Genomic DNA, 21,179 nt, shown 5'->3' with positions numbered 1-21,179 from the left:
CCGGCGCAACCGGAATTGATATTATATGTCAGCAACATACCCGATTTTGTATTCCTTCCGCCGCTGTCCCTATGCTATGCGCGCGCGCTTAGCCTTAATGGTTAGCAATCGGGTGTGCGAGTTGCGGGAAGTTGTTTTGCGAGACAAACCACCAGAGATGTTGGAGGTATCTCCCAAAGGTACAGTACCAATATTGATTGATGTTGACGGGGGGGTACTCGATCAAAGTATCGATATCATGTTGTGGGCATTGAGACAACACGATCCTGAAAAATGGTTGATGCCACAGCAAGGTTCGGTTACAGAAATGCTGGAACTAATCGCTCTATTTGATGATAGGTTTAAATATCATCTTGACCGTTATAAGTACCCCGATCGTTATCCCGGTGTTGATGCCCAAGTACATCGTTATGAAGGTTCTTTATTCCTGGACAAACTCAATGCACAGTTAAGCGCCACTAAATATTTATTTGGTAACAACGTAGCATTGGCTGATATGGCGATCGCACCTTTTGTCCGTCAATTCGCTCATACCGATCTAAATTGGTTCAACGAACACCCTTGGCCTCCGCTACAAGCTTGGTTAGCAAGGTTTACAGAGTCGGAAATTTATACCAGTGTTATGCAGAAATATCCGAAATGGGAATCCGGTAATCCAGGGGTTATTTTTCCTCCCTCGTAATTACTTATTCTTATTCGCTGCCAGCATACTTATTAATTCCCAAAATGTAATTTATCATGCTAAACTTATTGTTTTCAGAATAGCAGATTGACTGTTATTGGACTAGAAAAGTGACGCAGGCAAAACTCGCATTTTGCTAAAATTTTTAACTGGAAAGGATTTATTGTAATCTAGTAAGTATTGTCAGGTTGTAATTATGATTGATGTTGGTTCGTTAGTGCGATCGCCCAGAAACGATTTGGGAGTCGGAAAAGTTGTCGAGGTATCGCGTACCGATGCGGTAGTTGAATATTTTTGCTCAGTTAAAAACCGCATCCGCAAAACTGTGCCTTTGGGTTTGCTGCAAGAAGCCCGACTTCAGCGCCAAACCCGCTGCTACCTCTGGAGTACCACTCAGGAAAGATGGATTATCGGGCGAGTTTATGACTGGGATGAAGATAAATTAGAGTACGAAATTGACCTCCCCGACAGCCAAAGTTTGCAAGCTGTCGAAACCGAACTTTACGTTCGCTGCAATATCCCGATCACCGATCCGATCGACATTTTAGCAGTCAAAGGCCAAGAAACGCCGTATTTTCACGATCGCCGATTGGCATTCGTTCAATCTGCGATCGAACAGCGGGCCGTCAGCCGCGGCATGACGGGTTTAATTTCTGCTAACATAGACCTCTATCCGCACCAAGTAGAAGTGGTCCGGCGCGTCCTAGAAGACCCAATCGTGCGCTATTTATTAGCCGACGAACCCGGACTGGGAAAAACAGTAGAAGCCGGCACAATTCTCCGCCAATTTCTGCTAGATGAACCCAACGGACGCGCTGTGGTACTTGTTCCCAAATACCTGCTCGAACAGTGGCGGCAGGAGTTGGAAAATAAATTCTATTTATCTCATTTCGCTGACCGAGTGCAGCTTGTGGCTGTTAGCGACATCAATCAAATTAGCCGCAACGCCAACCTAGATTTTCTGATTGTTGATGAAGCGCATGATGTGGCGGCAATGGCACAATCGAGCGATCGCGCTCAGCAGCAGTCGTTTGAACTCTGTCAGAAACTAGCTCAGAAAAGCAAAAATGTATTGTTATTATCTGCAACGCCAGTTCTCGGCCACGAGCAAGATTTTTTAACGATGCTGCACTTGCTAGAACCCACAACTTACCGTCTTGACGACCTGGAAAGCTTCAAAGAACAGGTGCAAAACCGTCAAGAAATCGGTAGCGCTTTGCTGGATTTCCGAGAAAATGCCAAGCCTGCTGTTTTGCAAACAAAACTCGCTCAACTTCGCACTATTTTTGCCAAAGATGATTATTTAATCGGCTTAGCAACAGAGTTAGAAAGTTGTTTGAAAACGGAAGAAACCGCTGAACAGGCTCGCCTTGTCCGAACTATTCGCACTCACGTTAGCGATACCTACCGCCTGCACCGCCGCATCCTCCGCAACCGTCGGGATGCGGTGGAAGATGTGATTTTCGATCGAGATGCTGTCCCCAAAACGGAGTACGATCTGAATGATGAACAGTGGTCGGAAATTCAAACCGTACTCGATAAATGGCGCACAGTCGCTCCCAAGTCGAGCGAATATCAGAGAATTTTTCTGCTGTTTTTCCGCGCTTCCGGTACTTTGCTGAATGTTTTAGAACGGGTTGTCAAAGCTCGCTTGCAGAAAAAATCGACTCCTGAACTCGATCGCGAATTTGGACAAAATGACACGGCAATTTTGACCAAAACTGCGCTGTTTCCCGAAGAAAGGGAAATGCTGGAAACCTTGCTCAATACCCTGGAAAAGCCCCAGGAAGGACTCGATCGCCTGAGTTTGTTACGAATCGCCATTCTCCGATTTCTCGCAGTTGCTTTGAAGGTCCCGCGCGAGTATCACAGCAAACCTCGCGATTTGCTGTCGAGAATTCAACAGCAAATTAAACGACCGATTCCCGGCGAGCGTTTCCCGAAAATTGTGATTTTTACCAGTTTTACGGCAACTTGTAAAGAGATTGCGGAAAATTTAGCTAAAATCTTTGGTAAAAATGCGATCGCCAGCCATGAGACGAGCAAATCGGCTGATGATGTTGAGGCTAGTCTCAAGCGGTTTAAGACTGAACCGCATTGTTTTATCTTAGTGTGCGATCGATCGGCGGAAGTAGGGGTAAACCTGCAATTGACAGATTGGTTAGTTCACTTCGATTTGCCGTGGTTTCCCAACCAGTTAGAACAAAGACTCGGCAGAGTCGATCGCATCGGCAGCAAAATGGGAGTGCAATTTTGTTTGTTTGCAGGCCCGGATATGCCGGAGAGTCCCCACGAAGCTTGGTTTCAAGTTTTAAAAGATGGGTTTGATATCTTCAACAAATCTATTGCCAGCCTTCAGTTTTATGCTGAGGAAAAACTTCTCAAACTGGAAGAAAAGTTGTTTGCTGAGGGAGGCAAGGGCTTATCCAGCGAAATTGAAGCGATTAAAACTGAAATCGAACAAGAGAAAATCAAAATTGACGAACAGTACGTTCTCGATGAAATTGATACTCTTGAGGACAGCGCATCTCAGTATTTTGAATCTCTCGACAACTGCGATGCTAAGCATAAAGAAATGCAGCGGGCTACTGAAGGTTGGTTGTGTCAAGCTCTTCACTTCAAACAAATCGAACATCCGAGTATCTCGGGGTTGATGCGCTATAAACCTACTCAAAAAACGTTAATCCCCTCGAACGATTTGATGACCCGATTGGTTCCTTATTGCCAGCAATATGGCAGTTACAATCGCCGTATTGCTTATCAGAATGCGGATGTGGCTCTTTACCGCATTGGTGAGGGATTGATCGATGCAATTAGCTCTTATATTCGCTGGGACGATCGCGGTCAAGCTTTTGCCATGTGGCGGCATGATGAAAGTTGGGATGCGGAGCCTGGGAAGGAGTGGTTCGGCTTTCAGTTTAATTATTCAATCCAGACTGATGTGCAGCCGGCCGAGCAAGTTTTGCAAGCACAAAACATCGAAAATTACAACTTGAAAGCTTTGCAGCGCCGCGCTGATGCTCTGTTTATCCCAACTTTTGAAACTGTGTTTGTAGATGCTCGCAGCGAACAAATGTCTCTGGTGGAGGATGCGGAACTTCTGGCGATTTTGCAGCGGGCTTATAAGGGGAAAGGCGGGCCGAATCGGGATTACAATTTGTCGAAAAATCGCACGTCGCTGATTGACAGTTTTGTCGATCCGCTAGAATGGGATGATTTTTGTCAAAAGGGACGGGTGGTATCGGAGGAATTGCTGCGCGGGCGATCGGCTTTTGTGGAAATGTGCGATCGATCTGCTGTCACTGCTGCTATCCAACTCGAAAACCGGGTGAATCAATTGCAGTTGCGCTTGAATCGACTTTCTAAATCCGAACAACTTTTAGAATCGGTTTTGGCTGATGAAATCAATACCGAAAGTTTGTTGAGTCAAGCGGTTTTAGCTGGGATTCGCCGCCCGCACATGACTCTTGAGTCTGTGGGATTTATTGTGATTTCTGGGCGTCCTCCTGTAAAGTCGGAGGATGAAGGATAATTTGTTTGGGAGGGCGATCGCTCTTTTTGACCCGATTCGGAAGCACAGGCGAGACGCCCGTGCCACGATGGACGGATATGGATAAAAGGGCGATCGCTTTTTATTTAATCAAACTGTAAAACGGAAAACAGGTTTAGGGTGGAAAGTAGCGATAAATATCTTTCCGGTGAAGAACTCTTGCAAAAGTAACTGTTTCGCCATCAAAATAAAAACCTATTCGATAGTCGCCAACCCGAAACCGATACGCATTATCATCGCCTTTCAATTTTTTTAAGTTAACTATTGTCTGTAAATCATTAACATTGGGAATTTCCCCAAAAGCAAACTCCTTGATTTGCTGAAAAACAGGCGTACTTTTAAGAGCTTTTAAATCCTTCACAAAACTGGGCAGATATTCTACTTTCATTCTGTTTCCAGTTCTGCAAGTGCTTGCCGTAAATTTAACGGCTTTTCATTTTTTACTTCGCGCATAGCCAACAGAAGTCCTCTATCTTCGATAGCTTCTAGGAAATACTGATAGTCGGTATAATCTAGAATGACTTGACTAATGTTGCCTTCGGCATCGAAAATCAATTCTTTGGCAAGCGGATAATCTTCTATCTTCATATACTTTTTTGTTGAGATGAGTTGGGAGGGAAGGATGGTTCTATTTTAACAGCGATTTTTTTTACAAGGTTTGATGATGGTCGAGCGGGATTTTTTTGAACCGAATTCATCGCACAGGCGTGACGCCCGTGCCACAATGGAGGCGGATGAATAAAAGGGAGATCCCACTTACGGACTAAACCTCCTCAAAAATTGCGCCTCGCTGCTGTAGATTCACCTGCATCTCCTCATCCATTCCTGAATTGTTCCCGAATCTGGCTGACTCGACATTCGCACCGCTGAAATTAGTATTTGTTAAGTTCACTTCCAGCAGATTTGCGCCGCTCAAATTGGCACCGCTGAGGTTAGCTAAAGCTAGACTTGCTTTGTGCAAATCTGCACCGCTTAAATCGGCATTTCCTAAGAAAGCGCCGCTCAAATCTGCCCCGCCGAATTTGGCATTTTGCAGGCTGGCGTCGCTGAAATCGGCATCGTTTAAGTTGGCACCCCGGAAATTTACCCGATCGAGATTTGCGCTGCTAAAATCCACTGCACTTAATGTCGTTCCCCGCAAGGTGCTACCCGCGAAATCTAGTGCTGGATTGAGATTGGCGATTTTTGCCAACTCTACAAAGTTGTCGGTTTCAGCGGAGATAATGCGATCGACCATTTCCTGCAATTCCGATTCAGCTTCCGGGACAATTTTCACTTCGCGCGGTTCAACCGGAGGCAAATTGTAGGATAATAGCGCCCAACTGAGGGCAGGTTGGAGTTTATGTTCTTGCAAGTATATAGTCAGGATTCTTTCTAAAACCGAATGTTGATTTGGCGTGATATCGTGCGGCCACAAACCCTCCGCATCTGTGAGATTAATATCTTCTTTAGCAACTTCAAAAGCCGCTGCCATCCGAAATTCTTTGCCAGCTAATTCTCCCAATTTAACACTTTTTAGCAAACCTTTTAATACTGATTTGCGCTGTTCAACTGCAAAAACCCAAGCTGGCGTTGTATCATTCCTTATTGTGGAAACGTGACACCATATGCTCTCTGTTTCCTTGATTATTTCCGCCTTGTCGCCGCCCTGAACTCCGCGCTGACTTTCGCTTACTAAAAATTTTTCACTGCTGTGAATCGGTAGGGTTTCTTCTATTGGCAAAAGCTGGAAAGAACCGACTAACTGACGCGATGCTACGGGAATTTCGCAGTTTTCTAGATAGAGTTTGAGCGTCCCGCCTTGCAGACCAAATTTGACGCGACCGCCGAGCAGCGGTTCCCAATGCTCGTTAAAATTCAGACTCAAGTGAATGTCGAGCTGCTGGGTTTGGGGTGCAACCGATGGAACGGGAATTGCTTCTAATTGCATCCACAAGCAATCTGGGTATTTGTTGTGAGACTCTAGCGATCGCATATCGGGTAGAATTGCTGGCACTACCAGCCTGTAATTGATATTTAAATTAGTTTATTATTTCTATTTTATCACAATACAGCTTTTTTTGTGGACAAAATTGTAAATTTTGTTTAATTCGATCTGCAACTCATTGGTTTTGCTGAATTTGGCTTTTTACCCAATTCCGAAATGCTTTCACTAATTCCAAATAGTCCATTGTTTCTGAGTGTTCCAAAAATCTGACCATCTCTAATATCGGTAAGCTGGGAAATGCTAAACTGAGCTCGCTCTCAACGTATTCTCCATTTTCAAATCTGTTGATTCTGAGCCGCCGTCCATTATAAATCCAAACTTCCGGCACTCCCAGATCCGCATAAACCTGCAAGCTATTTTCCGAACGGCTGGTAATATCAATTTCCACCACTAAATCCGGCGGCGGATCTTGAGTCAGGTCGATTCTTTTTTTTCCTTTAACTGCACTAATATTCTGAATGTAAAAACATTCATCCGGTTCTGCACCGCTAAGTTCAGGACGTTTGAATGTCGTAGAACCCAGAGGCTCAATTCTCACATCTAATTCTTCAGCTAAGGTTTGAACAAATCGACCCATTATTATTTTGAAGCGTTCGTGTTGTGGAGAAGGTAGCCTAATTTCAAGATTGCCGCGATTATATGTCAGTCGAATTTGCCGATCGCCGATTTCGGCAAGCAAAGTTTCGTAGGTTTGCCAACTGATACCTGATAGCTCGACAATTTGTTCGGGTGGAGCGAGAGTTTGAGCGGTCATAGTGCTACTTTGGTGAAGAGTTCGTAGGCGCAAGCCGGGGCGTAGCCATCGCACTTTTACATTATATCATCGAAGGAAGCCTAGGCGGGAAATACCGAAGACAAATCCAGAGAGAACTCGGGAAAACCCGGAATTACCACGGTCTGATTTGGCAAAACAACTCGTTGCAATTGATAACTATAACTCCCGTTTTGTTTCTGATAAGGTTCGCTGTGCATTTCCAGTTGATTATCAACCAAATTAAATATCCAATAATTAGAAATTCCAGTCTCAGCATAGAGAGACAACTTGGTTGTGCGATCGTACTTCAACGTAGAATCCGAAACCTCAATTACCAATAAAATCTCAGCAGGCTGCGGGTGAGAATATAAATAATTGTCAGAACGATTGCGGGCAATAACAACATCAGGCTCTGGTTCGCTATCATCAGACAAAATAATTGGCTCTTGACCGCGCACCATCGCTCTTTTTCGCAGCAGCGGGTACAATTCTCCTAACAGTAGCGAATTACAAACAGAGTGAAACGTACTTTTAGTAGTCTTGAGGATAATTTCTCCGCGAATCAATTCAACTCGTTCATCGGGGGCGAAAAATCCCAGTTCTCCCAAACGGTGATATTCTGCGATCGAGAATCGTTTTGCAGTTACGGCAGTCATAGCTTTTGTTACCCTCTACAATTACCAACCTTTCCAATTAATTCTACTCAAAAATCCCGCCCCGTGCCGTCAATTCAACCTTCAGGGCATCCGAAATTCCCAAACAACAAAAAAACTTTGCATTTTCCACTACTGTATTTGTCAAATCAGCGCGGCTCAAATCAGCACCATTTAAATTCGCACCACTCAAATTAACACCGCTCAAATCAGCATTCTTAAAATCAGTATTTGTCAAATTTGCATTTACTAAAATCGCATTCGGTAAATAAGCACTGCTCAAATTGGCGCCGGTTAAATTTGCACCGCTCAAATTAGCCCGGGGCAGCTTTGTCCGCAAATCAGCACCGCTCAAATTGGCGCTGCTGAGTTCAGCATCCCGCAAATTAGCATTGCACAAATTAGCATCAATTAAAATAGCAGCGCTCAGCAAAGCACCGCTGAGATCGGCCAAAGTCAAATCTGCGCCTCGGAGGTTGGTTTCGCGCAAATCCGCACCGTTAAAATCAGCGTAGTGCAAGTCAAAACCGCTTAAATTAGCCCCAGCAAAATCCTCACTCGGATTCAAACCAACTGTTTCTACAAGTTGTACAAAACTCTTATTTTTATCAGTTAAAAACAGTTGCCGGACGATCGCCAATTGCTGCTGTCGGTACTGGTTAGCCTTCTCGTAATCTGCTAAATACTTGTAAGCAAGCTTCAAATTCTTGAGAGCATGGCGCTCAATGCGATCGTCCTTGCTGGCGCGCGCGATCGACAACTGATCGTGATAGCATTCGATCGCACTCAACAAATCTCCCCTAGCATCGTAAGCTAGTGCCAAATTGCCCAAAGTTTCCAACTCAGAGCGCCCGTCGCCAGTGTCCCGCGCGATCGCCAAACGCTGTTTGTGGTAAGCAACAGCACCAGGAAAATCCTCCAGAGCACAGCAAGCATTGCCCAGATTTCCCAAAGCATTAGCCTCGCCCCGACGATCGCCAATTTCTCGCGCTAACACCAAATGCTCCAGGTAGCACTCGATCGCCTGAGCATAATTTCCCAGCGCTTCGTAAGCTACGCCCATATTACCCAGCGCCGCACCCGATCGCCGCTTATCGTCCATTGAGCGATACAGCGCCAGCGCTTCCTGCCAAGAACCCAGCGCCGCCTCAAATTGACGCGCCTGATATTGCGAAATCCCCTGCTTTATTAGCTCGCTACCTTGTTCGCTCATAATGTCAAAATTAGTTAATAACTAAAGTTGATATTAATCGACTCAAAGCGGTAATTGCTAATCGGTAATCAGTAATCGGGGATCGGTATGGTTAATCCCCCTCTCCCATCCGTATTTTCACGTCCGTGGAAAAAAAAAGACAAAAAAAAGAGAGAGCTACCTAAGTAACTCTCTCTGCCATCAGGGTGCATCTACATAACACAATATAACACGCTCAGGATGAGGGGTGTTACCCCCAAACGTGAAGATGTTGTAAAGAAATGTAGACTAATTATAAAGTTACGAGCCAGCAAGAAGGGCGATCGCGCGGCGAGATCGGGAAAAACCGATCGCCCGCCGCTGTATCTGCTACACGACGGCCTTAATTTGCTTAGCTTGCGCCGTTAAGCTTCGCCGCCAGCAGCTCATTGGTCAATTTGGGATCGGCCCGGCCGCCGGTTTCCTTCATCACCTTGCCGACAAAAAAGCCCAGCAGCTTAGTTTTACCGGCTCGGTACTGTTCGAGCTCCTTGGGATTGGCTGCCAACACCGCATCGATCGCTTGCTCGATCGCGCCAGTATCCGAAATTTGAATCAAACCCTTGCTCTCAACGAACTTCTGAGGCGAACCACCGTTTGCCAGCAACTCCGGCAAAATATCCTTAGCGATTTTGCCACTGATCGTACCGGCCTCAATTAGCCCCAGCAGTTCGGCTAAATCCTGCGGTTGGAAAGGAATTTCTGCGATCGCCAGTTTTTCATTTTTCAGATAAGCAGTAATATCGCCCATCACCCAATTCGCAGCTTGTTTAGCCACAGCACCGGCGGCGATCGATTTTTCAAAATACTCCGCCACCGCTTTGTCGTCAGTCAGCACCCGCGCGTCGTAGGGAGAAAGACCGAGATCAGTTTCGTAGCGATTGCGCTTTTGGGCAGGCAATTCCGGCAGTTGAGCTTTCCAATCCTGCAATTGCTCGGCCGAAACTTTGATCGGAGGCAAATCCGGTTCCGGGAAATACCGGTAATCGCTCGCGCCTTCCTTAACCCGCATACTGAAAGTACACTGCTTGTTTTCATCCCACAGCCGGGTTTCTTGGACGATGGTTTCGCCATTTTCCACAGCTTGAATTTGCCGCTCGATCTCGTAATCGATCGCCCGTTCGATCGCATTAAAAGAGTTCATATTTTTAATTTCCACCTTCGTGCCGAACTCTTTTCTGCCCACGGGGCGCACCGAAATATTCACGTCGCACCGGAGCGAACCTTCCTGCATATTCCCGTCGCCAACACCGATGTAGCGCACGATCCGGCGCAATTCTTGACCGTATTCGGCAGCTTCCGCGCCCGATCGCAAATCCGGTTCCGAAACAATTTCGATTAGAGGCACACCGGCACGGTTGTAATCCACCATTGAATAAGTTGAACCGCTCAACCGATCGCTGCCGCCGTGAACCAATTTTCCGGCATCTTCCTCCATGTGCAAGCGAGTGATCCCGATTTTTTTTCTAGTAGAATTTCCAGTCTCATCCACCAGTTCAATTTCTAGCCAACCGTTAGTAGCGATCGGCAAATCGAACTGAGAAATTTGATAATTTTTCGGCAAATCGGGATAGAAATATTGCTTCCGGTCAAACTTACTGTAAGGTGCTATTTCGCAGTTGAGAGCCAGCCCTGCTTTCACCGCATACTCCAGAACTTTTTGATTTAATACTGGCAACACTCCCGGCATTCCCATACAAATTGGGTCAATGTTAGTATTTGGAGAATTGCCAAATTCTGTAGAAGAACTGGAGAAAATTTTAGTATTCGTACTCAATTGACAATGAGTTTCGAGACCGATAATGGCTTCGTACTGAGTTTGGTTTTTTATCGAAGAGGGTGCAGCAGCAGTCATAAGCAATTTTAAAGACTGAATAAGTTTAGATTTTATTTTAGCTTTTTATTGGCCAAAGTGAGTGGAGATTATTTGTAGGTAGCGGCAGTTTCATTGGTGTCAACAAGCGCGTCAAACCCTTAGTTCGGCAGGTTTAAACCCCTGCCGGACTTTGAGAAAGCGTGTTTAGTTGAGACAAATGGGGTTCTGCATACGCAACGCCCTGCTACAGATGGGCGATCGACCCAAGCCCCCAGCCACGCCGATCTCCTTTCGATCGCCCCCAAACAACAACTCTGTGCAAAAATATACTTAGCGCCTGCTCCTGCCCGTACCCTTCCCTTACCCAGGAGAGTTTTAGATCGATCCACCACAATTGCCGATCGATCTGCACCCCAAATCCTTTTACTTGCAGTCTTTAATAACGCCGGCCGCCTCCAACGATCGGATCGGCACACCAACTAAAAATTAAAAATGTATAATTTACAGGAAATTACCTATTTTTAATTTTTAAGCTTTAATTTTGAATTGTAAAAGTAACACTTGTCTAAGTGTCAAAAGTATGCCTGAAATTGCAGTTGAAAGTGCCACACTGTTTCAGAACAGCACCACTGAGCTAGAGCAGGCGGAATCAGCCCTCGAACTCGCTTGGCACGAACTCGAAAAACAAACAGCAGAAACCATTGCTCACATCGCCAACGCCGGCTCAGCAAACACACAGGAAATTAGCGATCGCTTGGCCGAGGCGAAGCAACTCCGCCAGCAACTTCAAACTCAAATAAAAAAAGCCAACTCGCGGCGGGAATTTCATCTAGAAAACTCGCCAATGGCAGTTATAGAGTGGGACAGGGAATTGCGGGTAGTGCGGTGGTCGCCAATGGCAGAACAACTATTTGGCTGGAGTGCAGCAGAAGCAATTGGCAAATACTGGCACGAATGGTCAATAGTTTATCCAGAAGACTTCGAGGCAGTGTGCGCCCTCACAAATCAACTGTTAGACAGCAGAGAAACCCGCAACGTTTGCCGCAACCGCCACTATACCAAAGATGGCTCTATAATTTACTGCGAATGGTACAATTCTGCACTCATCGATGAATCGGGAACAGTAGTTTCAATTCTATCTTTTGGTAGAGACATAACCGATTGCCACCGCATTCAAGAAGAACTGCACCGGCGCGAACAAGCTTTTAGCACCCTAGCGGAAAATGCAACCGATATCATCGCCAGGTTCGATCGAGAATTCCGCCACATTTACATCAACCACGCAGTAGAATCAGCAACCGGAAAACCCCCCGCCGAATTGATTGGCAATAGCAACAGAGAATCAGGAATGCCACCACACTTGTGCGACCTGTGGGACGAGACTTTTTTGAAAGTTTTTGGCACTGGCAAACAAGAAACGATAGAATTTGAGTTTCCCAGTCCCGAGGGCATAAAACATTACCACTGTCGAGTCATTCCCGAGTTTGCTGAAGACAATTCAGTAGAAACAGTTTTATCCATAGCCCGCGACATCACAGAATTAAAACAAGTCGAATCGCACTTGCGACAAAGCGAATCCAAATTTAAAGCCATAGTTGATTCTAACATGATTGGCCTAATTTTTTGGGATCTTAACGGCAGCATTACAGATGCCAACGCCGCTTTTTTAAACACGGTAAATTATACGCGGGACGAGATGCTTGCCGGAAGAGTTAACTGGCAAGAAATGACACCACCAGAATACGTGCGTTTAGATACAGAAAAAGTTGCCGAGCTGAAGGCTAGAAATACGGTTGTTCCCTTTGAAAAAGAATTTATACGCTCCGATGGTAGCCGCGTTCCGGTGCTGCTGGGCAGCACATTTTTAGAAGGAACGAAGCAGTTAGGCGTCAGTTTTGTGCTGGATTTAAGCGAGCGCAAACAGGCAGAATTGGAACTGCAAAAACATCAGCAACTTTTAGAGAGTATTGTTACAACAATACCTAACTTTCTCTACATTTACGATGCAGTAGAAAACAAAAATATTTATGCCAATGAATCGGTCACAGCCATGCTGGGATACACTCCCCAAGAATTGGAAGATTTGGGTACACACGCTGTCGCTAACTTAGTTCATCCCGATGATCTGTTAAAGCTAATTACAGGTATGGAGCGACTAAAACACAGCATTAATCCCTATGAAACCGATGACAGAGACTACAGAATCAAACACAAAAATGGGGAATGGCGCTGGGTGCACGCTCGCTCTAAAATCTTCAAAAGAACCCCAGACGGACAAATGAGGCAAATTATCGGTTCCGTACTCGACATCAGCGATCGCAAACAAGCCGAAGAATCATTAAAACAGCAAAAAGAACTGCTGCAAACTATATTCGACAACGTGCCGATCATGATTGCATTCTTGGGCACCAGCGGTGAAGTAAACTGGGTAAACCGCCACTGGGAACAAGTGCTAGGCTGGAGTTTGGCAGAAATCAAAAACCGAGATATGTTGGCAGAATTTTATCCGCAGCCAGAATACCGTCAATATGTTTGGGATGAAATTGAAGCAGCAAATCAGAACTGGAGCGATTTCAAAACACAAGTTAGAGACGGGCGAATTATCGACACTTCTTGGGCAAATGTTCGTCTTTCCGACGGCAGGTGTATCGGCATTGGTCAAGATATCACGGAACGCAAACGAGTAGAAGCTGAACTTAAAGAACTCAACGAAACTTTAGAAGCTCAAGTTGCCCAGCGTACCGCAGAATTAGAGACTTTTTTTGATGCTTTGCCGGACTACATTTATGTTGTAGAACGGGACAATATGCGCTTGTCTTTTGTCAACAAAACTATTGCCAAAATGTGCGGTTTCAACAGCCGCAAAGAGATGCAGGGAAAAACAGTTTTTGAATGTTTTCCGGACGAACTCGCAAAACGATTTTGCCGGGAAAATTTGCAGGTATTTGAAACAGGCCAAACTCTGCACTTGCAGGAAAAATTAGTTAGTTGCGGTAGCCATTCCTACTACGATACTTTTAAAATTGCCCTGAGAAATCTCGACGGCGAGGTTTATGCTTTAATTGGCACTTCTCGGGATATCACTGAGTTGGTAGAGACAAAACAAGCTTTGTCAGAACGCACAGAGCAATTAGAAGCTGCAAATCAAGAGTTAGAATCTTTTTCTTACTCAGTTTCTCACGACTTGCGCGCACCTTTGCGACACATTTCAGGTTTTGTAGAAGCGTTGAAGCAGCGGCTAGAATTAACTGAGGCTTTGAGCGATCGCAAAATAGTTCACTATATGGAAATAATTGAAGACAGCAGCCAAAAAATGAGCCTGTTGATTGACGGTTTGCTCGCCCTGTCGCGGGTGAGTCGCACCGAGTTGAGGCAAATTCCGATCGATCTGAGCCGTTTGGTACAAAATGCGATTAAATTGACTAAACCCCCAACCGTCGCAGATCCGACCCAAACTCTCCACAGCGTTGAATTTGCAGTCGGAAATTTACCGACGGTAATGGGAGATCCCACCTTGCTGCAACAGGTGTTCAGCAACTTGATTAGCAACGCCGTCAAGTTCAGCCGCGGGCGCACTCCGGCTACAATAGTTATTGAGGGTTTACCTGATGGGACGATTTTTGTCAAGGATAACGGGGTGGGTTTTCCGATGGAATATGCCGATCGCCTGTTTGGAGCCTTTCAGAGGCTGCACTCCCAGAGAGAATTTGAAGGGACGGGCATCGGTTTGGCGATCGTCCAGCGGATTATTCACCGCCACGGCGGCACGGTTTGGGCCGAAAGCCTACCTAGTCAAGGAGCCACGTTTTACTTTAAACTAGGGCAAACAATCTCAAACGGTAATATAGATTCATAAGTTAAGTGTATAAGAGTTTTAAATTCTGGATTTAAAACTCTTATACACTTAAATAAGTCACAATCGGTGAGAGTATCCGAATTTTGGTGTGACAGGAGTATTCACTGTTAGAGATGGAAGCGAAAGATCTAGGCTTGGCTGTGAAAGATGCTCGTACTCCTAAAAAACGCTCTTTTAAAAATTGGGACGATCCCCAATCGGTTCGCTCAGCCCTCGACTGCCGGTGCTAAATAAAGGTCTTGCGAGTAGAGTATATAATTGATTTTGCTAAAAATAACTAAAAATATTGCAATAAAATTAACAAGAAAAATCAGTCTAAAAACTTACTAGCAAAAACACGAATAACCAATTGAAAACCTCCCCAATTCCTTATGTTAGATATAAATCAGACCAACTATCTACTAAAAATGGTAGCGGAATCAACATTAAAATTGTTGATTATCGAAGACATGGCAGAAGATATGGAATTAATAGTGCTCGCCTTAGAAGCGGGGGGAGTAAATTTTAATTGCGACACGGCAGAAACAGCAACAGAGTGCAAAAAACTGCTGGAGAATTACAAGTACGATGCTGTACTCTCAGATTACCGCCTCCCCGGCTTCAACGGTTTAGAAGTATTGAAATTAATGCAGGAATTAGGGCAAGACATACCCTTGATTTTAGTAACGGGAAGTTTGGGAGAAGAAGCGGCAGTTGAGTGCATCAAAGCCGGAATGACCGATTACGTATTAAAAGGGCGGCTGTTTAGGTTGCCAACAGTCTTAGAACGATCGCTCCAAGAATACAAAATGCGGCGCCAGCAACAAGAAGCGATCGCCCAAATTCAGCGGCAAGCTCAGCGAGAAGCGATCGCCAACCGCATCCTCCAAGCCATGCGCTTCACCCTTGTACTCGACGAAGTGCTGCAAACCACCGCAGATCAACTGCACGAAGCTTTAGACATCAGCGCCTGCGCCATCTTGCAGCCAGATGCTGAAGGCGGCATCAGAATTCGCTACATCAGCAAAGCAGCCGACAGACAACGGTTTGTCGGGCTAAATTGCAAAGTGGCCGAACACTTCCGCTCCGGGCTAGCGGCCGGGGAAACCCTGATCATCGACGAGTTATCGACACTTTGCCCGTCCCTGCAAGAATCAGCAGAGTTGGTAGGGTTTCGCGGCGTCGCGATCGCGCCGCTGCTCTACCAGCGGTCATTTTTGGGAGGAATTAGCCTCTATCAGTGCGATCGGGCGCGCTCTTGGAGCGCCGAAGAACTGTCGCTACTCAAAGCCATAGCCGATCAGTGCGCGATCGCGATCCACCAAGCCGAACTTTACCAACAAGCCCAAACCGAACTTGCAGAACGCAAGCGCGCCGAAGCAGCAGTCTGCGGCATCCAGCAGCAGCTAGCCACAATGGCAGCCAATATTCCCGGCTCAGTCTACCGCACCGTACTGCATCCAGACGGCACAATTTCCATGCCCTACATCAGTCCGGGCGTGCGCGAAGTTACTGGGTTCGGGGCCGAAGAAGTGATTTCGCACCCGGAACTCTTGACCGAAATCATCCATCCAGACGACAAAAGCTCGTTTGACAGCCGCGTAGCAGCATCGAGAGCGACTCTTTTGCCGTGCGATCGGCAGTACCGCATCGTTCTGAGATCTGGGGAGGTCAAGTGGGTGCAAGACAGCGCTAAATTTTCCAAAAACGAAAACGGCGACGTAATCATAGACGGAGTAGCCCTCGACATCAGCGATCGCAAACAAGCAGAATCAGCCCTGCGCCAAAGCGAACAGCGCTTTCGCTCGCTGATTGAAAACGCCACAGACATCACGATCATTCTCGACGCCGAAGGAATCTTCCGCTACATCAGCCCTTCCGTCAAGCGAATTTTAGGATACGCGCCCCACCATGCGATCGGCCGCAGCGCCTTAGAAATAGTTCACCCCGACGACTGCGCCACCATCACCGAAACCCTCCACAAAGCCATTGAAAACCCCAAAAGAAGCCTGTCCCCAGTTGAGTACCGAGTCCGCCACCGCAACGGTTCCTGGTGTTATGTAGAAGCTGTAGCCACCAACTTGCTTTACGATCCCGCAGTCGAGGGAATCGTGATTAACTGTCACGATATCACTCAGCGCAAACTCGCCGAAGAACAACTTCTGCACGATGCTTTTCACGACGCCCTCACCGGATTGCCCAACCGATCGCTATTTACCGATCGCCTGGAACACGCTCTGAGGCTGGCAAAACGGCGCAAAGACTACTTGTTTGCGGTGCTGTTTCTCGATTTAGATAGATTTAAAGTAGTCAACGATTCCCTCGGCCACGCCATCGGCGATCAACTGCTAGTATCGATCGCGCGGCGTCTGGAAGCTTGTCTCAGGCCCGGAGATACAGTGGCCCGCCTCGGAGGAGACGAGTTCGTGCTGTTGCTCGAAGACATCGAGGGCATCAATGAAGCTACCACCATTGTCAACCGCCTGCAAAAGAAAATCACCTCCCCTCTCCTTCTAGACGGACACGAAGTATTTATCACCGCCAGCATCGGCATAGCTTTGAGTTCGGGCGAATACCTGGAACCGACAACCCTGCTGCGCGACGCTGACACAGCAATGTACCGCGCCAAAGAACTCGGCAGATCCAGACACGAAGTTTTCAACAGTTCCATGCACGCCCACGCTTTGCGGCTGTTGCAGCTAGAAAACGACCTGCGGCGGGCGATCGAATCCATTAGAGAGCCGGCCAGAGAAGAAGACTTTCCCCCATCCTCCGAATCAGCCTTACCTCCCTTATCCGCAGCGCCCCAGTTTATTATTCACTACCAGCCGATCGTGTCGATCGCCAATAACACAATTACCAGTTTTGAGGCCCTAGTGCGCTGGCAGCATCCAGAACGCGGCTTAGTTTCCCCCGGCGAATTCATCACCATCGCCGAAGAAACAGGCTTGATCGTACCCCTCGGCCGCTGGGTACTCCGCACAGCTTGCCACCAAATCCGCCAGTGGCAGCAGCTATTTCCCAGCAACCCCCCCTTAAGCGTTAGCGTCAACATTTCTGTCAAACAGTTTTCTCAACCAGACTTAATCGAATACATCGACCAAGTTCTCGCAGAAACTCACCTCGACGGCAGCAGTTTAAAACTAGAAATTACCGAAAGCGTACTCATAGAAAATTCCGAATCAGTAACAGCAATGCTGGTGCAGCTCAGAACCCGAAACATACATTTGTGCATAGACGACTTCGGCACCGGCTATTCGTCGCTCTCCTACCTGCACCGCTTCCCCACCAATACCTTAAAAATAGACCGCTCTTTTGTTAGCAGGATGGGAGGTGAGTTCGATTTCAGTAAAGGAGGGATTGACCCGACAGAAATTGTGCGGTCGATCGTTACTTTGTCCCACAATTTAGGCATGGATGTAGTAGCCGAAGGAGTCGAAGAAGCCTCGCAACTATCTATACTAAAAGGGTTAAAATGTGAGTACGCCCAAGGATTCTTTTTCTCAAAGCCAGTAGACTCTCAAACAGCAGCAGCCTTAATCCGACAGCAAGCAGAAAATCAGAATTTGCTGACATTTAGTTTGTTAGAGAAAGGCCATTAAAAAAACACGGCATTTTGTGAGCCCCGTTTCAGCATAAAATCTTAAAATATTTTAAAGCTGTCCCTAAATGGCGTCAGTTAATAAGTACGGCATCCAAATCACTGTCAACGACCCGGGTCTCAAGACACGCTTGCTTCGGGTCTAAGACTTAAACCATAGTTGACCAGAGGCGTACCTGCGTACTACGTTAACGGTAAGAGTTAAAGACCTACCAGGGAATGCTCTCGCTAGTTCCTTGCCAAGCGAAATTTAGGATTAAACAGACTTATTGGGTTAAATCAGTTTCCTAGATATAGTAGCGGCTGTTAACGAAGGCGCAAGCTAACATTACCCCTCTCATAGAGGCTCATAAAGGAGCGAACATTATGCGATCGCCGGTTGCGAGGTTGGATGTGGTAATTGTCCCACTGAAAGTACATTACAAAAGTACACTCCCATCTAGCAATCCCCGTGTAATGGAAAGATTCACGGCGGTGGAAACCGCCTAGCCGTTGCCCTCTCAGGTCTAAAGACACGCTCGTTTCCCACTTACCGAATTTTTTTATGACTATTGGCTACCTCGCACTCGTTCTCCACGCCCACCTGCCTTTTGTCCGCCACCCCGAAAGCGACTACGTTTTAGAAGAAGAATGGCTGTTTGAGGCGATCGCAGAAACCTACATTCCCCTGCTGCAAGTCTTTGAAGGGCTCAAGCGCGACGGCATCGACTTTAAAATTACCATGAGCATGACGCCGCCCTTGGTTGCCATGCTGCGCGACCCCTTGCTGCAAGACCGCTTCGACGACCACTTGGCTAAACTCGAAGAATTAGCGGATCTCGAAATCGAACACAACAGCGGAAACGGTCACCTCCGCTATTTAGCAGAACATTACGCCGCTCACTTCTCTCAAGTTCGCAACTTTTGGGAAAAGTACGATCGAGATTTAGTCAAAGCTTTCAAAGAACATCAAGATACCAACAACCTCGAAATCATCACCTGCGGCGCCACCCACGGCTACCTACCGCTGATGAAAATGTACCCCGAAGCAGTTTGGGCACAAATTCAAGTAGCTTGCGACAATTACGAAGCAAACTTCGGCCGCCGACCAAAAGGAATTTGGCTGCCCGAATGCGCCTACTACGAAGGCTTAGAACGGATGTTAGCCGACGCCGGCCTCCGCTACTTTCTCACAGACGGTCACGGCATCCTCTACGCCCGCCCGCGTCCCCGCTACGGCAGCTACGCCCCAATTTTCACCGAATGCGGAGTCGCAGCCTTTGGCCGAGATCACGAATCCTCGCAGCAGGTTTGGTCTTCCGAAGTCGGCTATCCAGGGGCCGCCGAATACCGCGAATTCTACAAAGATTTGGGCTGGGAAGCTGACTACGATTACATTAAGCCCTACATCATGCCCAACGGCCAGCGGAAAAATACCGGGATTAAATATCACAAAATCACCGGTCGCGGATTGGGTTTAGGCGATAAACAGTTGTACGATCCTTACTGGGCAAGGGAAAAAGCAGCCGAACACGCCAGCAACTTTGCTTTTAACCGGGAACGCCAAGTCGAACACCTCAACGGCATTATGCAGCGTCCGCCGATCATTGTTTCGCCTTACGACGCCGAACTTTTCGGTCACTGGTGGTACGAAGGGCCTTGGTTCTTAGATTACCTGTTCCGCAAGAGTTGGTACGACCAAAATACCTACGAGATGACGCACTTAGCCGATTATTTGCGGGGAAATCCGACTCAGCAAGTCTGCCGCCCGTCTCAGTCTAGTTGGGGTTTCCGGGGTTTCCACGAATATTGGCTCAACGATACCAATGCTTGGATTTACCCGCACTTGCACAAAGCAGCGGAACGGATGATTGAGTTGGGAAGCATGGAACCTGCGGATGAATTGCAGTGGCGGGCTTTGAACCAGGCGGCGCGGGAAGTGCTGCTAGCTCAATCTTCAGACTGGGCATTTATCATGCGTACAGGAACGATGGTGCCCTATGCAGTGCGGCGGACTCGATCGCACTTAATGCGCTTTCACAAGCTTTACGATGAAGTGAAAGAAGGGAAAGTCGATTCGGGTTGGTTGGAGAAGGTTGAGGAGATTGATAATATTTTCCCTGAAATTAACTATCGCGTTTATCGATCGCTTTAAGTCTCGTTTCCCCTTTCATCCTGTCCCCCAGCCATGCTTAAGGGAGGGACAGGATGTTAATTAAAATTATAGGTGATGGGGCGATCGCCATCAGTGGAATGAGAGGGGCGATCTTTGGTTGAGACTGTGAGTGCGATCGTATTTTTTGTCTAGAAAGGTCGATCGCACTTTATGTCTTTTTCTCAACGCGCAGGCGAGCCCCTTTTTAGTATAATATAATTATTCAATAACATGAATTATCTAAATACAACCGAGCGCGTAATATGAATAAAAAAATCCAAACAATTGTCACCAAAACTAAGCAAAGTCTCAAAATACTTTACGGCGAACAATTAGACAAAATTGTTCTTTTTGGCTCCCAAGCGAGAGGTGATGCTAGACCAGACTCCGATATAGATATCTTAATAGTTCTCAAAAAATCCTTTAACTACTCTCAAGAAAGCGATAGAATTAGTATTCTAATTGCCGACTTATGTTTAGAATATAATGTGCTGATTAGCTGTGCATTTGCCACTGATGAGCAATTTTATCAGCACAATAATGGTTTCTTCCGCAACATTCGTCAAGACGGGTTAGCGATATGACTCCAGAACAACAAAGACTACTGGATAAAGCGAGTAGAAGTTTACAAGCAGCGAGAGAATTGAACCACACCGGTTTTCCTGAATTTGCCACTTCCCGTGCTTATTATTCAATGTTTTATATCGCCACAGCATTTTTAGAAGCTGAAGGACTATCCTATTCCCGACACTCAGCCGTTATCGCTGCTTTTGGGGAACGCTTCGCTCGCACTAATCGAGTTCCGGTAGAACTGCACCGCTACCTAATTGATGCTGAAAGAACTCGTCTCAGAGCGGATTATAATGCAATACAGTTCAGTTAAGGCTATGCAGTGCTTAAAACAATAAATACAGGAGGATTCATTATGATTCCAGT

At 46.6% G+C, this 21,179-nt stretch carries 15 protein-coding genes; 8 read left to right on the top strand and 7 right to left on the bottom strand.

Annotation, left to right across the window (positions count from 1 at the left end; genetic code table 11):
* Positions 1-25: 25 nt before the first annotated feature.
* Positions 26-682, top strand: a complete 657-nt coding sequence (locus tag QUB33_RS19170; protein WP_333352665.1) for a glutathione S-transferase — start codon at positions 26-28, stop codon at positions 680-682.
* 196 nt (positions 683-878) lie between these two features.
* A complete protein-coding gene (dpdE, locus tag QUB33_RS19165; protein WP_333352662.1) occupies positions 879-4,214 on the top strand; it encodes a protein DpdE in 3,336 nt (1,111 codons plus the stop codon).
* Positions 4,215-4,347: 133 nt separating this feature from the next.
* Here the strand turns inward: dpdE and QUB33_RS19160 are convergent, their stop codons facing one another.
* The 7 genes from QUB33_RS19160 to gatB form a co-directional block, all read right to left on the bottom strand.
* The gene (locus QUB33_RS19160; protein WP_333303589.1) at positions 4,348-4,620 is read right to left on the bottom strand and encodes a type II toxin-antitoxin system RelE/ParE family toxin; all 273 of its coding nucleotides are present in this window, start codon (positions 4,618-4,620) and stop codon (positions 4,348-4,350) included.
* Positions 4,617-4,820 (bottom strand): hypothetical protein, encoded by a 204-nt coding sequence (locus QUB33_RS19155; RefSeq protein WP_333352659.1) that lies wholly within the window; start codon positions 4,818-4,820, stop codon positions 4,617-4,619. The genes QUB33_RS19160 and QUB33_RS19155 overlap by 4 nt, the downstream gene beginning before the upstream one ends.
* A 175-nt stretch (positions 4,821-4,995) precedes the next feature.
* Positions 4,996-6,228, bottom strand: a complete 1,233-nt coding sequence (locus QUB33_RS19150; RefSeq protein WP_333352656.1) for a pentapeptide repeat-containing protein — start codon at positions 6,226-6,228, stop codon at positions 4,996-4,998.
* Positions 6,229-6,334: 106 nt separating this feature from the next.
* Positions 6,335-6,973: a Uma2 family endonuclease gene (locus QUB33_RS19145; RefSeq protein WP_333352653.1), complete on the bottom strand. Its 639-nt coding sequence runs from the start codon at positions 6,971-6,973 to the stop codon at positions 6,335-6,337.
* 80 nt (positions 6,974-7,053) lie between these two features.
* A complete protein-coding gene (locus tag QUB33_RS19140; RefSeq protein ID WP_333352650.1) occupies positions 7,054-7,629 on the bottom strand; it encodes a Uma2 family endonuclease in 576 nt (191 codons plus the stop codon).
* 43 nt (positions 7,630-7,672) lie between these two features.
* Positions 7,673-8,839 carry a pentapeptide repeat-containing protein gene (locus tag QUB33_RS19135; RefSeq protein WP_333352647.1) on the bottom strand — a complete coding sequence of 389 codons (1,167 nt, stop codon included), beginning with the start codon at positions 8,837-8,839 and terminating at the stop codon, positions 7,673-7,675.
* Positions 8,840-9,209: 370 nt separating this feature from the next.
* Positions 9,210-10,712, bottom strand: a complete 1,503-nt coding sequence (gene gatB, locus QUB33_RS19130) for an Asp-tRNA(Asn)/Glu-tRNA(Gln) amidotransferase subunit GatB (protein ID WP_333352644.1) — start codon at positions 10,710-10,712, stop codon at positions 9,210-9,212.
* Between the two features lie 541 nt (positions 10,713-11,253).
* Here gatB and QUB33_RS19125 point away from each other — a divergent pair.
* From QUB33_RS19125 to QUB33_RS19100, 6 genes are all read left to right on the top strand, one after another.
* Positions 11,254-14,529, top strand: a complete 3,276-nt coding sequence (locus QUB33_RS19125; RefSeq protein WP_333352640.1) for a PAS domain S-box protein — start codon at positions 11,254-11,256, stop codon at positions 14,527-14,529.
* Positions 14,530-14,936: 407 nt separating this feature from the next.
* Entirely contained in the window at positions 14,937-18,110 is a 3,174-nt protein-coding gene (locus tag QUB33_RS19120; RefSeq protein ID WP_333352637.1) for an EAL domain-containing protein, read from the top strand.
* 365 nt (positions 18,111-18,475) lie between these two features.
* Positions 18,476-18,598, top strand: coding sequence for a hypothetical protein (locus QUB33_RS19115; protein WP_333352633.1), 123 nt, complete (start codon positions 18,476-18,478; stop codon positions 18,596-18,598).
* 55 nt (positions 18,599-18,653) lie between these two features.
* Complete coding sequence (locus QUB33_RS19110; protein ID WP_333036521.1) at positions 18,654-20,243, top strand: glycoside hydrolase family 57 protein; 1,590 nt, start codon at positions 18,654-18,656, stop codon at positions 20,241-20,243.
* Positions 20,244-20,506: 263 nt separating this feature from the next.
* Positions 20,507-20,827: a nucleotidyltransferase domain-containing protein gene (locus tag QUB33_RS19105; RefSeq protein ID WP_333352629.1), complete on the top strand. Its 321-nt coding sequence runs from the start codon at positions 20,507-20,509 to the stop codon at positions 20,825-20,827.
* The gene (locus QUB33_RS19100) at positions 20,824-21,126 is read left to right on the top strand and encodes a HEPN domain-containing protein (protein WP_333352626.1); all 303 of its coding nucleotides are present in this window, start codon (positions 20,824-20,826) and stop codon (positions 21,124-21,126) included. Before QUB33_RS19105 ends, QUB33_RS19100 begins: the two co-directional genes overlap by 4 nt.
* The last annotated feature ends 53 nt before the right edge of the window (positions 21,127-21,179 follow it).

It is taken from the genome of Microcoleus sp. B3-A4, from assembly GCF_036705385.1.
Lineage (GTDB): Bacteria > Cyanobacteriota > Cyanobacteriia > Cyanobacteriales > Microcoleaceae > Microcoleus.
Note: the sequence above shows the minus strand (reverse complement) of the source record. Positions and strands in the feature narration are given on the sequence as shown.